The organism is Pseudoalteromonas sp. 1_2015MBL_MicDiv, assembly GCF_002407505.1.
GTDB lineage: Bacteria > Pseudomonadota > Gammaproteobacteria > Enterobacterales > Alteromonadaceae > Pseudoalteromonas > Pseudoalteromonas fuliginea.
In genome coordinates, this window is record NZ_CP012737.1 from 1,410,704 (window position 1) to 1,426,226 (window position 15,523).

Genomic DNA, 15,523 nt, shown 5'->3' on the forward strand with positions numbered 1-15,523 from the left:
TTTGCTTCTTTTTTATTGCGTATAGTTCGCGTAAATTACAATCATCTTAAGCACACAGACAAAACTTATTATGAAACTAATTAAACTATTACTGCTAGGCACTGCATTTTTAAGCAGTTCTCTTTTTGCACAAGAACAGCAATCCCCAGATCGACTTTTAGAATCAGTTGCTAATACGTTATTCGCCGATATAGGCAAAGTAAATGCAAAAGGGAATGCAAGTAAAGAAGCAATGTCTGAGGTTGTTGAAAAACGTTTAATGCCACATATTGATGTTAAGTTTGTCTCGTTTAAATTATTAGGTAAACACATTAAAGGGATTGAGCGCGAGCAAGCAGTTCAATTTATAGATGCAGTAGAGCATTATTTAACGGGTACTTATGCTGGTGCATTGATGAAATACACGGGTCAAAAGGTTGTATTTGAACGTAATAATGCAATAAGCGATTCTGAGTATGCAACGGTTAATACACAAATTATAGAGCCTAATGCACCAACAATAGATTTAAGCTTTAAGCTTCGATTAGGTAAAAACAATGAGTGGAAAGTATACGATATTGTTGCTGAGGGTATTTCGTTATTAAGCGCTAAGCAAAAAGAGATTATCCAACGTATTTCAGATGTAGGTTTAGAGCAAGTTACTAAAGAGTTAAAAAATAAATAACGATTTTGTCTGGCTCTGATTAAGCCCAACTCCAACCTCAAAAACAGCCAAGTACTTATGTACTTGGTTGTTTTTATAATTTCATTTATTCATCGACTTTGCTCTAGCGTGGCGATCAAGGTGTGGTAGAATATCAGTTCTTTGATTAAGCGTGGTGTCAGCTAAAAACTGTTATAACTGACCACTTACCCGAGCTACACTGGAGTTGTGTTGTTTTAATGGAAAATGTACTGATTTGGCCAAAGGAATACCCGTTACTGATTAAAGGACTTGTAGAACAAAACGGTGCCTTTATTTTAGATGCGTTAGAAGCTTGGCCTGCTTGTCGTTCTACTAATGAAGATGATGGTGTTTGCACCACTGTTTTGCCGCCTATTTATTATTTGGCGTGGCTAACTCCACTTGAACCTTTTGAAGAGTGCTTTTTTCAACATATTTCTGAATATGACGAAGATGCGCAAGCGTATATTAGTGCAGTTAAAAGCCACTACTACGATAATGAATATACCCCTGAAAGTTTAGTGCTAATGCTTTGCGAGCGATTAGAGCAGTACGCAAGTATTGCCACGCAAAATGATATTAGTACGCCTCTGTCGTTACTCGGTTTGTTTTTTAGTAAGCGTTATTTTACGTTAATTGAACATGCCTTAAATAATGGCAGTAAACTCTCTGCTGTTGACACGCTATCACTCTGGGAAGAAGTTGATTTTAGAGAACGCTTAAGTGCATTTATTCCAGAGTCTATTGCTGATTTAAATGTGCTTTGTGAACTTGCTAGCGAAAAAGTGGCAACGGGTAAAGACTATTTTACGTTGCTTACGCAGGTATCTCCTGACGTTGATTCTGTTGTTCTTTTAGAGAAAGCTTTATTAACTCACTTGCGTAAAAAAACAGCCAAACAAACCATGGCTATGCGCTTTATTGAACAAGGCGCTACAGGTGTTCTTGCCGATGAAAATAATAAAACAGCATTTATGTGGGCAGCTGAAAAAGGCTTTGTAAATGTTGTTGAAACATTACTTTCAAAGCAAGATAAAAAAGCGGCTGACAATTTAGGGAATACAGCATTACATTATGCTGTACTTGCTAAAAATGAATCATTAATGGTGTTGTTACTTAAAAGTGGCTACGACTTTAGAGCGCGTAACAACGAAGGGTTAAGCTGCTACCGTTTGGCCGTTAATATTAAGGCTAATAACTTAGTTAAATGCTTAGAACGTGACTTTGGAATTAAAGAGTTGTCGCCTGAAGGTCAATTTGATCGTATTAAAAAGGTGCATGCTTTACATGCTATTGTGACGTTGTTTTTACCGTTACAATTGTTTTTCTTTTTTGATGAAACAATTACTATAAAAAGCGAACTAACGCTTACGTTAACCATGATTGCAGTGGTGTGTTTTTTCTTTGCAACCACTCTAAAGCGTTGTGCTTTATATCCTCATATAAAACACCCTTGGGGTTTGTTTATACTTAGGGTATTTTCTTTGGTTAGTTTAGTTGCTCAGCTGGGTTTAGCTGGTATTGTGACCCTCACTGCTTTGAGTGATTTAGTTTAGCTAATGCCAACCTATAAAATATTTGAATAAATTGACCTTATATAAGCAGGTTTTTGTAAGTGTAAAAACAGTCAAATTATTTATAAAAAAAACCGTGTTTAATTAACTTTAAACACGGTTTTTTTTGCTTATGGTTTACGCTATTTATTGTGCTCGTTTGCCGCTTTTTCTTCTGCAAGTTCTTCTTTAAGTTTACGGATTTTTAAACCAAGTTCTTGACCGCGATGCCGTGCATAATATGTACAACCAATAAACATGGCGGATGCAAATACAAGCTCCAATAATACCCATATCAGTTCAGCTGGCGCTGCCCAGAGCATGGTAAGCCCGTGAATAAAATACAGCATTACAATAAAGTTAGCCCACGCATAGGTGTAAGTGTTGTCTTTAATAATGCCTCTTAGTGGCAGCAGTAACGGAATGATGGGCAAAAATAAAGATACTAAGCTCGCATTACCGTTTAGAGGGGGTACAAAATACATCCACAATGGAATTAGAACAAGCAAACCTACATAGCCAAATAGTGCGGCACGTTGAAATTTTATTGTAATTGGCTTTTTAGCTGGGTTGTCAGCTGTATTCATTTAAGTTTTCTCGCAATGTGAGTAAGGCGTTTACCAACGCTTTGGCATATTTTAATTTCGTCTTTGCTTAGCTGTGCACTGTTAGCGCTGCCAGCGACGTGTGTTGCACCGTATGGTGTTCCACCGGTTTGTGTTGCAAGTAGTTCGGGCACATCGTATGGCACGCCCAGTAGCATCATGCCGTGGTGTAATAATGGCAGAGATAAGTTAAGTAAGGTTGCTTCATTTCCACCATGCATACTACTTGATGACGAAAATACACACGCTGGCTTATCGATTAGTTGGCCTTTTAGCCACAAGTCGCTGGTGGTTTCCCAAAAGCTTTTTGCTTGAGAGGCCATCATGCCAAATCGGGTTGGCGTGCCAAATGCAAGGCCATCGCAATTAATTAAATCATCTTTGGTTATTACGATATCGTGTGTGTTTTTAGCTACAAACGTGCGAAGCAGTGCAGTTGCGCCTTGTTGCTCTACTGACTCCGCTATTTCATGTGCCATAGCTTCAACTGAACCGTGGCTAGAGTGATAAAGTACCACTATGGTTGTGCTCATTATAAAACGCTTAATACGTTTTCGGGTGGACGACCAATAGCAGCTTTACCGTTGTTAACAACAATAGGGCGCTCAATCAGTTTAGGGTTTTTTACCATGGCATCAATAAGTGCATTTTCGCGCGTTTCATCTTTTAGGTTAAGCGCTTTGTAGTCATCTTCTTTGGTACGCATTAGTTCACGTGCCGATGAAAAACCAAGTTGGCTTACAAGGGTTGAAATTTGCTCGTGAGTCAGTGGTGTTTTTAGGTATTCGACAATAGTTGGCTCTACAGATTTACTTTGTAATAAGGCAAGTGTTTCGCGTGATTTAGAACAGCGCGAATTATGGTAAAGAGTAACAGACATAAAATGTATCCAAATATTAAGTTTCGCCTATTTTAGGGCAAGCGCTTGCAGACTTAAAGCCTTGCAAGCTCTTTTTGTAAACGACGATATTGGGTAAGCAAGGCTTTTAATCGTTGCTGCTTTACAAGTTCTGTTGATTCTACGAAGTTAAGTGCTTTTTGGATTTCGTCAGCGGCTTTTAAATAAGCACCATATTGCGATAATACATCGGCATTAGCCTCGTGGTAGGCTGCTAGTTTATCTTGTTTTTTATAAGTGTCGGCAAGTAATTGTTTACCTAGGCTATGATCTGGCTTTTCAAGTAAAAAACTCTTAAGTATGGTCTCTGCTAATTCATATTGTTTAGCTTCCAGTGCCGAATTAGCATAATTAAGGGTAATTACTTGGTTATTAGGGCGGTAATTGTTTAACTCGGCTAAAAATTTAACCGCTTCATCGGCTTTTTCTTGCGCGATGAGTAAGTCGGTCTTTGTATCTATGTAAAATAGGTTTTTAGGATCACTTTGTAACAGTTCATCTAATATAGGTTGTGCTTCATCAAGTTTTTTCTGATCGAGCAAACTTATAGCTAGGCCATATTTTAATGCTGTATTATCGTAATTTTTTTCACGCATTAATTTTCTAAACAGTGCTTCAGCGTTTTCAGGCTTATTGTCGTAGCGAGCTAGTACTCTGCTTTTTGCTAAGTTAAAATTAAGACTCGGTGTTAGGTAACGCACCGGAAATTGCTCAGCACGCAAGCGCACATCAGATACTCGACTTTCAGGCAATGGGTGAGTTAATAAAAATGCAGGTGGCTTATATTTGTAACGAATTTGCGCGGCTAGCTTGGTTAAAAATTCACTTGATGCACGGGCATCAAAGCCTGCATTGTTTAGTGTTTGCATGCCTATACGATCAGCTTCTTGCTCGGCTGAGCGGCTATGGGTTAGCTGGCTAAAAGCTGATTGTGTTTGGCTCGCTGAAATAATAGCAATACCTGCATCAGGTGCAACAACCGTTGCCAATATACCGGCAATCATACCAGCAATGGTCAAGGCACTGTTATCTTGTTGCTGCTGTATTCTACGTGCTAAGTGGCGCTGTGTTACGTGAGCAATTTCGTGCCCGAGTACCGAGGCAAACTGGCTCTCGTTATCGGCTTGAGCAATTAAGCCTGTGTGTACGCCAACGTGTCCGCCATAAAATGCAAACGCATTAATTTCAGGGTTGTTTATCCAAAAAAATGAAAATGGAAAGCGTACGCCATTAGCATTTGCTACAAGTTTGCGGCCAATCGTAGTTAGGTACTCATCAAGTACAGGATCGTTAATTACTGGCGATGAGCCTCTTATTTGCATCATCATTACTTCGCCAATCGCTTGTTCTTTTTCGAGTGGAAGTGCTTGTAATGCTGACGTTCCTAAATCAGGAAGTGTAAAGTTGGTTTGCGCCTTTAAAGGCTCACCTACTAATAGGCCAAATGTAAGTGCGGCACTGCATAAAGTCATAAAGGCTGATTTTAGCTGCATTTTATTCCTTGTTTATTGGTTCACCAATAGCAATTTTGGCAATGTCTATTTCGTCACTACTTGCACGGCTGTCTTTTTCGCACAATTGGTATAGTTCTTTTATTGTGACTCCATCAAGCTTTACAACGTTCAATTCGCGCTGCAAAAAAGTAATAATTTTATGAACTACTTTGTGTGCATGTAATATAAGTGCTTTATCAGCTTTGTCGCCACTTTCAAAATAAAAGCCAACAAATTTATGTAATTGGTTTATTCTGATCAGGCTTTTCATTGAAATAGGATCCCATACTTTAAATTCAACAAAGCGGTTTCCTTTTATATACTGATCTATGACTACGTCTTTTGCATAAGGTTGCGCCCAAAGTTCAAAACCGCGGTCGGTAAACACTTGATGAAGTGCTATTCGAGGCTTATTCTTGGTATGGATTTCACCTAAGTTATCTTCATAGCCTTCTAATAAGTCTAAATTCCAGTTGCGTTTATTAATAAGCTGTTTAACAGCGTTGTCAAAACCATGCTCTAATATCCCCTCAGATTCGCTGACTGAGGAAGCAACTAAATGATAAAAAGGAGGTAACTCCCCCCAATTTATTTGCTTTTTAAACCAATTAATCTCTTTGAGTGTTGGATTACTTGGTAGTTGCGCTTTATTATGCGTGCCAGACATTAACTTATCCTTACTACTAACTATGGTATACAGGATAAACCATTGCAGGGGTTGTTTTAAGAAAAAGTTACATTTGTTCACGTGTTAGAAAAATAAGACCGTGATTATGTGACTTATTATTCATTTTAATAAATTGGTAAAGCGAGTATGTTACAACAAGATTTGCGAATTTATAGGTGTCCTCAACAGTTTATTCAGTTTAAATTGGGCTTGCGTAAAGCATCATCATTACAACAAAGTATCACTTTTAGTTTAAATAACGATGAAAACGTTGATGATATAGAACGATTTTTGAAAAAATATGCTTATAGTTACAATTTAAATAAACAACAAGGGTTGTTATTAGTGGAGCCATTACGTGTTTGAATATGTAAAAACATGGTACGAAAGAAAGTTTTCGGATCCTCATTCGGTTACCTTATTATTTTTATTATTGGCATCGGTTGCCTTACTTTATTTTTTTGGCTCTTTAATAGTGCCAGTACTGGTTGCTCTTGTAATCGCTTATTTACTTGACTGGCCTGTACTTCATTTAGAGCGCTTTGGTTTAAAGCGTTTTACAGCAACGGTTATTGTGATGTTGGTATTTACCGGCATTATGCTGACGCTTATTTTAGTTATAGGTCCGGTACTTTGGCAACAAACAAGTAATTTAGTACAAGAAACCCCACACATGGTAGAGCAGGGGAAGTCTTACTTGTTGGCTTTACCCGAACAATACCCTAGTTTGATTAATACTGAGCAAGTACAAGCAATTGTTGCAACAGTAGAGGCTAAAGTTATTGAGTTTGGCCAAGTGGTGTTGTCGTTTTCGCTTACTTCTTTAAAAGATGTGGTCGCTTGGTTAATTTATTTGGTACTTGTACCGTTACTTGTATTTTTTATGCTTAAAGATAAGTTAGAGCTTACAGGAAGCGTAGCTAAACTCATTCCCCAACAACGACGCTTAATTTTGCAAGTATGGAACGAAATGAATCAGCAAATCATGAATTATATTCGCGGTAAAGTGTTTGAAATTTTGATTGTTGGTGGTGTGTCGTTTATTGCATTTACCGTTTTAGATTTACGTTATGCGGCGTTACTAGGTGTGTTAGTTGGTTTTTCTGTGTTAATTCCGTTTGTGGGTGCTGCTCTTGTGACTATACCCGTAGCGGCCGTGGCGCTATTTCAATTTGGCCTAGAAACGCAGTTTTGGACTATTTTAATTATTTACGGAATTATTCAGGCGCTTGATGGCAACGTACTTGTGCCACTGTTATTTTCTGAGGCGGTTGATTTGAATCCGGTGTTTATAATTGTCGCAGTATTATTTTTTGGTGGCTTATGGGGATTTTGGGGAGTGTTTTTTGCCATCCCATTGGCTTCATTAGTAAAAGCGCTAATAACAGCCTGGTCGTCAACCCATGAAGAGTTAAGTAACCAGAGTTAAGGTTAGGTAAACAGACTTTTAGTTTAAAAAAGAATAGTAAACGCACCTCTAGTGCTAATTGATTATTACTCATTACCTGTAAAGTTATGTACTATTGGTAATAAGATATATTTTTTAGTAATAAGGTGCGTTTTTTAATGTCTGATTTTTTATTGCACGATGAGCCAGTAAAACAAGTTTACCTTGATGCAAACGCAACCACTCCTGTGTTGCCTTGTATTGCTGATGTTGTTTCTCATACTATGCAAATTTGTTTTGGTAATCCTTCAAGTCCCCATATTACAGGCATTCAAGCCAAGCATTTATTAGAACAAACACGTCAAAAAGCACGCACTGTTATCGGCGCAAGTAATGGCGATATTTTATTTACGTCTGGCGCGACAGAAGGCATTCAAACAGCAGTAGTTTCTACGCTTATTAATGCTAAAAAATACCCAGTTAAAAACCCAGTATTATTATATGGCGCAACTGAGCATAAAGCGGTGCCAAATACACTTAAACATTGGAATAGCGTACTTGACATTAACGCTGAAGTGCTTGCTATTCCAGTGGATAGTAACGGTATTTTAGACTTAGATTTTATTGCAGAGCATATTAATAATGCATTGATGATTTGCACCATGGCCGTTAATAACGAGACCGGTGTATATCAAGATTTACCCGCTATTGAGCAGGTAATTCGTAGCCGCAATAAAAATGTATCGTGGATGGTGGATTGCGTGCAAGCGCTTGGTAAACAGGCACTCGCGCTGAGTGACACAACAATAGATTACGCCCCTTTTTCGGGGCATAAGCTTTATGCACCCAAGGGTATTGGCTTTTTATATATTCGTAGTGACAGTGCGTATACACCTTTTATAGCGGGTGGCGGTCAAGAGAGTGGAATGCGTTCAGGCACCGAAAATCTACCCGGTATTGCAGGGCTAAATAAGCTATTTAGTCTGTTGCTCGATAAATCAGACGGTACATTTAAATCAGTTGATGTACTTAATTCCTATCGCAGTCAATTACAAAGTGCAATTGTAGATACCTTTGGCAATATTACATTTAATCACGACTTTGCTTATAGCGTGCCCACTACACTTAATTTTGCTGTTAACGATTTAACAAGCAAAGAGGTGATTGATTTATTTGATGCGGCGGGCATACGCGTAAGTGGAGGCTCGGCTTGTAGTACGGGGGCATCAACAAGTTTTGTTTTAGATGCAATGGGTGCAAGCAAGTGGCAAAGCGAAAACGCAATTAGACTTTCGTTTGGACCTGCGGCAACACAGCAAGATATTGATAATGCTTGTGGTCGTATTCGCGCTCTAAGAACAATATTACAAGCAAACTGTTTAATCGTGTCTGACAGTACGACACCACAGCAAGAAGTGTGCGCACTGGGCCTTACTCAATTTAGGCACCAAGGTGCATGTAGTTGGCTTTATGTGAGCGATGATAAACACGCAGTTATAATAGACCCGATTATTGAGCTTATTCCGCGTTTTGAAAAAATAGCCAATACACAAAACTTAACTATTTCAGCGGTGCTTAATACTCATCTTCATCAAGAGCGAGAGTCAGCGACTAATTTGTTAACCAGCGTTCTTGCATCAAGAGTTGTAAAAGGTGAGGTTGATTCGCTAGGTTGGCCCGTAGGCGCAGCAAATATTAGCTTAGCAAATGACGCACTTGAAAAAGTTGCTACACCTGGGCATAGCAAAGATAGCGTAAGTTATTTATTAAAAAACAGTAGTGGCGAAACGCGTTATTGTTTTTGTGGTGATTTAATTCTGCCTGCAGGACTTGGCAATACTTCCCTTATGGGTGGGGATGCAAAAGCTATGGCTCGCTCTATTTTAGCAATAAGCGAGCAACTAAATAACATTAGTATTATTTGCTCAGGGCACGACTACCAACAATGTTTTGCTATGAACTGGGCCGTTCAGCAAAGCCAAACGCCATTACTCAATGCGTTAGTGAGCGGCAGTATTTCAGTTGATGAATTTGTAATTGAAAAGCAGCAGTACGATGCTTCAAAACAAGTGAATAACACACAACTGTGCGGTTATGTAAATGCGCTACCTGAAGTAGATACACTGCAATTAAATTTTGATGACGCTAAAATAATGTTAAACACCAGCGATGTATATTTAATTGATACACGCGAGCCATACGAACACGGCGCAAATAATGTTGCCCAGTTATTTAATATACTCGATGAAAAAACATTAAATATACCGCTTAGCAGAATGGCGAATGCGGTATTTGAAGGACAGTTGAATAAAAATAACAAATACATTTTATTATGCCGCAGTGGTAACCGCTCAAAAATTGCTGCGAGTAATTTAATGCAGCTGGGTTATAAAGCTGTTTATAATTTAAATGGTGGGTTAGCGCTTAGCAATTAAACAAAGATTGTAATTTATACAAAATCGGCTTTATGGCCGATTTTTTGTTTTTAAGGTCGATTTGATCGCAAGGCAAGCAAGTACAGTACTTAGTGAATAACTATATAAAGTAATTATTGTGCTTATGAAAATTCATCAATATTTCATTTTAATCAATTAAGCTATGGCAGGTGCCTTTAAAATTACAGGTAAATTAATTTATAAAATCTTTATGATACCGGTGTCAAAAGCTAAAAATTGCGTTATCATCTGCATCTAAAATTATAAAAACAGCACCTTTTTTGCATTTTTAGTTATACTATCGGCGTTTTATTTTAGTGTGAATAAGCAAATTTTATCGTTTTTATTTTATAAAAAGCATTTTTAAATCAATTGGTTGAAAAATTTAGAGGGTATTCTCATGTCTAACCGAACGCAACTAGCAAGTTGGCAAGCACTCGAACAAAGTGCAGCTAAGATGAAACAAACACATCTGAAAACGTTATTTGCACAAGATGACACGCGTTTTTCTCAGTTTTCTACTCAAGTACCTGGCGTATTATTCGACTATTCTAAGCAACTTATTGATAACGATGTTTTTGCTAACTTAATGTCGCTTGCTAAAGATTGCGATATTGCATCGTGGCGCGATAAAATGTTCAGTGGTGAAAAAATTAATATCACTGAAAATCGCTCAGTACTGCATACGGCACTTCGCAATCGTGCTCATACACCACTCATTGTTGATGGTGAAAACGTGACACAAGCAGTAGATAACGAATTAGCTAAAATTAAAGTGTTTGTTGAAAAAGTTCGTAGCGGAAAATGGCTAGGCTATACCGGCAAAGCGGTAAAAGATGTTGTAAGTATTGGTGTTGGTGGCTCTAACCTTGGTCCGCAAATGGCAACCGAGGCATTAAAAGCACTGGCAGATGATACATTGAATGTTCATTACGTATCTAATGCTGACGGTGTACAAATTTCGTCTGTTTTAAAAGCCATTGATCCTGAAACAACATTATTTGTTATTTCGTCAAAAACATTTACTACGTCAGAAACCATGACAAACGCTAAAACAGCCGTTGATTGGTTTTTACAAACAGCAAAAGATGAAAGTACAATTGCAAAGCATTTTGTTGCAGTAAGTACAAATTTAGAGAAAACGGCAGCCTTTGGTATCAGCGACGAAAACGTATTCACTATGTGGGATTGGGTTGGCGGTCGCTTTTCACTTTGGAGTGCGATAGGCTTACCCATTGCTTTATATTTAGGCTACGACGCCTTTGAAGCAATTTTAGAAGGTGCGTTTGAAATAGATGAACATTTTAAGTCTGCGCCGTTTGAGCAAAATATACCATTAATTATGGCATTACTTAGTGTATGGAATACCAGCTTTTTGGGCTACACAGCGCAAGCTATATTACCGTACGACCAAGCTCTGCATATGTTACCAGCTTATTTACAGCAAGGCGAAATGGAAAGTAATGGTAAGCACGTTAACTTTGCGGGCGAAACGGTACCTTACAGCACGGTTCCAATTATTTGGGGCATGACGGGTATTAATGGTCAGCATGCCTTTTATCAGTGCTTACACCAAGGTAATGTAATTGTACCTGCAGATTTTATTGCATCAGTTAAACCACAAGTGAATGTTGATAAACATCACGATATTTTATTATCGAACTTCTTTGCACAAACAGAAGCGATGATGAGTGGTGTAGATGCAGCGCAAGTGACAGCTGATTTAACCGCTAAGGGTAAATCGCAAGCAGAGATTGATGAGTTATTAAATCATAAAATTCATCAAGGCAATCGTCCTACAACATCTATGTTATTAGATACTGTAGATGCTAAAACAGTGGGTCGTTTAATTGCACTGTATGAACATAAGATATTCTGCCAAGGCATTATTTTAGAAATATGCTCGTTTGATCAATGGGGTGTAGAGCTAGGTAAAGGGTTAGCATCTAAAATTGAAAGTGAACTCACTGATGAAAGCGTAAAACACGCCCATGATAGTTCGACAAACGGCTTAATGGCGTACTACAAGCAAAACCGTACGCAGTAAAAAATTCGCTTACGTAAGTAAGTAAACCGAGTACCTTTGAACGGGTAGCGCTGGAGTGCTTAGGGTCTGTATTTTTGTGAGAGGAGATACAGGGCCCCTAAGGCTCATTTAATAAGCGTAAATGATAAAATAAATAATAATAAATCATCAATACAGAACAATTCAGCAGGCTTTTATTTGAATACAGTTATAAAAGCCATCTAATCTAGCAATAAATAGGCATACCCGCGCATTTATAAAATGTACTGGGTATCACAACGTAGAGAGTAACTATGCTTAATCCTTTTGATATTATAATTTTTGGGGGCGGTGGTGATCTTGCGTTACGCAAATTACTACCTGCAATGTACAGAGCATATCAAGAAGGTAATTTACCTGAAGGCTCACGTATCCTACCAACAGTGCGCGAAGAATCTAAACGTGCTGAATACGTAGAAACAGCGCATAAAGCATTACAAGAATTTTTAAGCAAAGGTGAGTTTAACGCTAAAGATTGGAAAGCGTTTTCTACTTTTTTAGTGCCAGTAGTAAGTAATGTTACAGAAGCGGATGATAATTGGGATGTGCTAAAAGGCATTTTAGATGAGCACGAAAGCACTAAATCGCGTGTGTTTTATTTATCTCTTCCGCCAGCTGTATACGGCACTTGCTGTGAAATACTTTCTACGAAAGGTTTAATTACCCCTACATCACGTGTTGTTGTTGAAAAACCAATTGGCTATTGCGGTGATTCTGCTGAAGCAATTAACGGAAAAATTGCAGAGTTTTTTAATGAAGAGCAAATTTTCCGAATTGATCATTACTTAGGTAAAGAAACAGTACAAAACTTAATGGCGCTGCGTTTTTCAAACTCATTGTTTGAAAATATGTGGGATGCTAAATCTATTGATAACATCCAAATTAGCTTATCAGAAACGGTTGGCCTTGAAAGCCGCGCTGGTTTTTATGATAAAGCCGGTGCACTTCGTGACATGGTTCAAAACCACTTGTTACAGCTACTGTGTTTAGTTGCAATGGAAGCGCCCAATAAACTTAACGCCAGCAGTATCCGAAATGAAAAGCTAAAGGTATTAGAAGCACTTCGCCCATTGAATGGTAGCGATGTTGATGAAAATATTGTGCGCGGTCAATATGTGCCTGGTGACTTAAATGGTAAAATTGTACCCGGTTATCTTGAAGAACTAAAAGAAGGCTCTAGCAAAACAGAAACCTTTGTTGCGATTCGTGCACACATTGATAACTGGCGTTGGGCTGGTGTTCCATTTTATCTTCGTACAGGTAAACGTATGGCTAAGCGCTGTGCAGAAATTGTGGTTGAATACAAAAAAGTATCTCATAATATTTACGAAGATAACGTAGGTAATATTGAGCCAAATCGCCTTGTTATTCGCTTGCAACCAGAGGAAACAATTCAACTAACGCTTATGTCTAAGCGCCTCGATAATTTGGAAATGCAACTTGAACCAGTAACGATGAATATTGAGCTTTCACAAGCTTACAGTAACGGTTTTCACTCAGATGCATACAAGCGTTTAATGCTTGATGCGGCTGCCGATAACCCATCGTTATTTATTCATCGTGATGAAGTACGTCAAGCGTGGAAATGGATTGATCCAATTATTGACAGATGGCAAGAAAAAGGCAAACCGGCACTTTATCGTGCAGGTAGCTGGGGTCCTGATGATGCCGATGAGTTATTGGCAGAGAAGAGCCATGTATGGTTTAACGCGGGCGATAAGGCATAAATATGGCAACATTAGTTGAGAAATTTTTTGATAATAAAGATGCGTTGACGAAAGAGCTTTCAGCAACGCTTGAGCAATCACTGCGTGATGGTATTAAAAATGATGGACGTGCTGTATTGATGGTATCAGGCGGTTCATCACCAGCACCTGCTTATAAGCATTTATCAACCCTTGATTTAGATTGGCAACATGTTGATGTTGCTATGGTTGATGAGCGTTGGGTAGACTCAAGCCATGAAAAAAGTAATGAAGCATTTATTAAAAGTACATTATTACAAAATCATGGTAGTGCTGCTAACTTTATTACTATGAAGAACACTGCTGCAACGGCCCAACAGGGCACACAAGAGTGTGAAACGGCTTATAGCGAACTAAAAATACCATATGATGTGACTATTTTAGGTATGGGCCCTGATGGCCATACAGCGTCGTTATTCCCAAATGCAAACGGTTTAAAGCATGGTTTAACAACCACACAATCAGTGTGTGCTATTAACGCGATTGAAAGTGAAGTAACAGGTAGTATTACTGAGAGAATGACACTAACTTTAAATGCCATTGCGCAATCTAAAGTAGTTAAGCTTTTAATTAGCGGTGAAGAAAAACTCGCTGTTTATAAGCAAGCAAAAGCGGGGGGCGATGTTAATGATATGCCACTTCGCGCTGTACTTAACCACCCAAGCATAAATATTGAAGTGTATTGGGCGCCTTAAATTAAAGTACCAATGTGATTTTTAAAGGCAGCTTATATAAGCTGCCTTTTTTATTTGCTCAAATTTAAGTCTAAACACTATAAATAAACGCACTCTGACTGTTAATCAATGTGAATGAGTATCCGTAACTTGTATTAAAAACAATCATTAAGTGTATTGTTTTTAATCTGATTTTATGTGTTTTGGTTGTGTGTTTTTTAGCAACGCTTGGATTTAGTTAAATTTTATTTTTTGATGACGACTGTCATAAAAGTTTCCCTTCCTTTTTGGTTTCAAAAGCATTAGCCTTAAGGTATTAAAAATGAAACACATAAACTAAAAATAAACGGAGCAGTAACATGGCGGAGCAACAAGTACAGCCTTTACACAACGAAAAACATGCCAACATTAAAATTAAAAATGGCATCAATGTAGAATTCATGAAAACTCAACATTTAGTGCCAGTAGTTGCACATGAGTTTGCACGTGTAGCAAACGAGTTTCCAATGTCATTCGTTAAAAATAACGAAAATGACACTTACCAAGCTGTCGCTATGTTTGGTCTTGAGCCAGGCGAAAACCTTTTTGTAGAAGATGGTAAATGGACAGCAGCATTTGCACCAATGGCATCTACTCGTTACCCACTGGGTCTAGTTAAGCACCCAGAGCAAGATCAATTCGGCATTGTAATTGATGAAGCAAGTGCGCTTGTTGGTGAAGATGAAGGCAACGCATTATTCGAAAATGGCGAAGAGACTGATTACCTAAAACGTCGTAAAGAAGCGCTTGTATCTTTTATTGAGTTTTCTCAAGTAACTGAAGCGTTCACTAAATTCCTTGCTGATAAAGAGCTACTCATTGCGCAAACGCTTACAGTAGACATTAAAGGCGAGAAAAAAGACATCAACGGTATTTACCTTATCGATGAGAAAAAGCTAAACGAGCTAAGCGATGCTGATTTCCTAGAGCTTCGTAAACGTGGTTACTTAGCACCAATTTATTCTTTCTTAACGTCTACTCATCAAGTAGCACGTTTAGCGCGTTTAAAAGCTCAACAAGCTTAATTATACCAATTGCATTAAATTAGTGTTCTATTATAGCGATAAGAAAATAGCTCAATAACAAGGCTAAAATTATGATACATAGTTGTTCTATATAAATAATTTTCAACGTAGTTAGTGAGCTATTTAATACGCTAGAATAATCATGTTTTTAATAAAATTGGTATTACAAACACGTTAAATTTTGAAAAAGCGCCTTAAGGCGCTTTTTTTATGTCATTAAACTCACTTTGGTTGAAATTAAGCCCGCAACCATTCACATTGGTTTATAACTTC

At 38.1% G+C, this 15,523-nt stretch carries 14 protein-coding genes; 9 read left to right on the forward strand and 5 right to left on the reverse strand.

The features are described from left to right. Positions 1-70: 70 nt before the first annotated feature. On the forward strand, positions 71-664 hold the full coding sequence (locus tag AOR04_RS06490) for an MlaC/ttg2D family ABC transporter substrate-binding protein (protein ID WP_096792817.1): 594 nt from the start codon (positions 71-73) through the stop codon (positions 662-664). Between the two features lie 218 nt (positions 665-882). After that, positions 883-2,220, forward strand: coding sequence for an ankyrin repeat domain-containing protein (locus AOR04_RS06495; RefSeq protein WP_096792818.1), 1,338 nt, complete (start codon positions 883-885; stop codon positions 2,218-2,220). A gap of 140 nt (positions 2,221-2,360) precedes the next feature. Here AOR04_RS06495 and AOR04_RS06500 read toward each other — a convergent pair whose 3' ends face one another. The 5 genes from AOR04_RS06500 to AOR04_RS06520 are packed head-to-tail and all read right to left on the reverse strand — an operon-like array spanning position 2,361 to position 5,880. Further along, complete coding sequence (locus AOR04_RS06500; RefSeq protein WP_007375917.1) at positions 2,361-2,804, reverse strand: DUF2069 domain-containing protein; 444 nt, start codon at positions 2,802-2,804, stop codon at positions 2,361-2,363. Further along, a complete protein-coding gene (gene wrbA / locus AOR04_RS06505) occupies positions 2,801-3,355 on the reverse strand; it encodes an NAD(P)H:quinone oxidoreductase (RefSeq protein WP_033031320.1) in 555 nt (184 codons plus the stop codon). The genes AOR04_RS06500 and wrbA overlap by 4 nt, the downstream gene beginning before the upstream one ends. After that, positions 3,355-3,702 carry an arsenate reductase (glutaredoxin) gene (gene arsC, locus AOR04_RS06510; protein WP_096792819.1) on the reverse strand — a complete coding sequence of 116 codons (348 nt, stop codon included), beginning with the start codon at positions 3,700-3,702 and terminating at the stop codon, positions 3,355-3,357. Before arsC ends, wrbA begins: the two co-directional genes overlap by 1 nt. A gap of 53 nt (positions 3,703-3,755) precedes the next feature. Beyond that, positions 3,756-5,213, reverse strand: coding sequence for a M48 family metalloprotease (locus AOR04_RS06515; RefSeq protein ID WP_096792820.1), 1,458 nt, complete (start codon positions 5,211-5,213; stop codon positions 3,756-3,758). Position 5,214: 1 nt separating this feature from the next. Beyond that, the gene (locus tag AOR04_RS06520; RefSeq protein WP_033031327.1) at positions 5,215-5,880 is read right to left on the reverse strand and encodes a hypothetical protein; all 666 of its coding nucleotides are present in this window, start codon (positions 5,878-5,880) and stop codon (positions 5,215-5,217) included. Positions 5,881-6,027: 147 nt separating this feature from the next. Between AOR04_RS06520 and AOR04_RS06525 the strand changes: the two genes are divergently transcribed. The 7 genes from AOR04_RS06525 (at position 6,028) to AOR04_RS06555 (ending at position 15,250) form a co-directional block, all read left to right on the forward strand. Further along, a complete protein-coding gene (locus AOR04_RS06525) occupies positions 6,028-6,246 on the forward strand; it encodes a hypothetical protein (RefSeq protein ID WP_007375912.1) in 219 nt (72 codons plus the stop codon). Continuing rightward, positions 6,239-7,309: an AI-2E family transporter gene (locus tag AOR04_RS06530; protein ID WP_008135569.1), complete on the forward strand. Its 1,071-nt coding sequence runs from the start codon at positions 6,239-6,241 to the stop codon at positions 7,307-7,309. The genes AOR04_RS06525 and AOR04_RS06530 overlap by 8 nt, the downstream gene beginning before the upstream one ends. 137 nt (positions 7,310-7,446) lie before the next feature. After that, complete coding sequence (locus AOR04_RS06535; protein WP_096792821.1) at positions 7,447-9,702, forward strand: aminotransferase class V-fold PLP-dependent enzyme; 2,256 nt, start codon at positions 7,447-7,449, stop codon at positions 9,700-9,702. A 400-nt stretch (positions 9,703-10,102) separates the two neighbouring features. Then, positions 10,103-11,749: a glucose-6-phosphate isomerase gene (gene pgi, locus AOR04_RS06540; protein WP_096792822.1), complete on the forward strand. Its 1,647-nt coding sequence runs from the start codon at positions 10,103-10,105 to the stop codon at positions 11,747-11,749. 272 nt (positions 11,750-12,021) lie between these two features. After that, positions 12,022-13,494, forward strand: a complete 1,473-nt coding sequence (zwf, locus tag AOR04_RS06545; protein ID WP_007375908.1) for a glucose-6-phosphate dehydrogenase — start codon at positions 12,022-12,024, stop codon at positions 13,492-13,494. 2 nt (positions 13,495-13,496) lie between these two features. Further along, positions 13,497-14,207 (forward strand): 6-phosphogluconolactonase, encoded by a 711-nt coding sequence (pgl, locus tag AOR04_RS06550; protein ID WP_096792823.1) that lies wholly within the window; start codon positions 13,497-13,499, stop codon positions 14,205-14,207. 338 nt (positions 14,208-14,545) lie between these two features. Next, a complete protein-coding gene (locus tag AOR04_RS06555) occupies positions 14,546-15,250 on the forward strand; it encodes a SapC family protein (RefSeq protein WP_007375906.1) in 705 nt (234 codons plus the stop codon). Positions 15,251-15,523 lie beyond the last annotated feature (273 nt).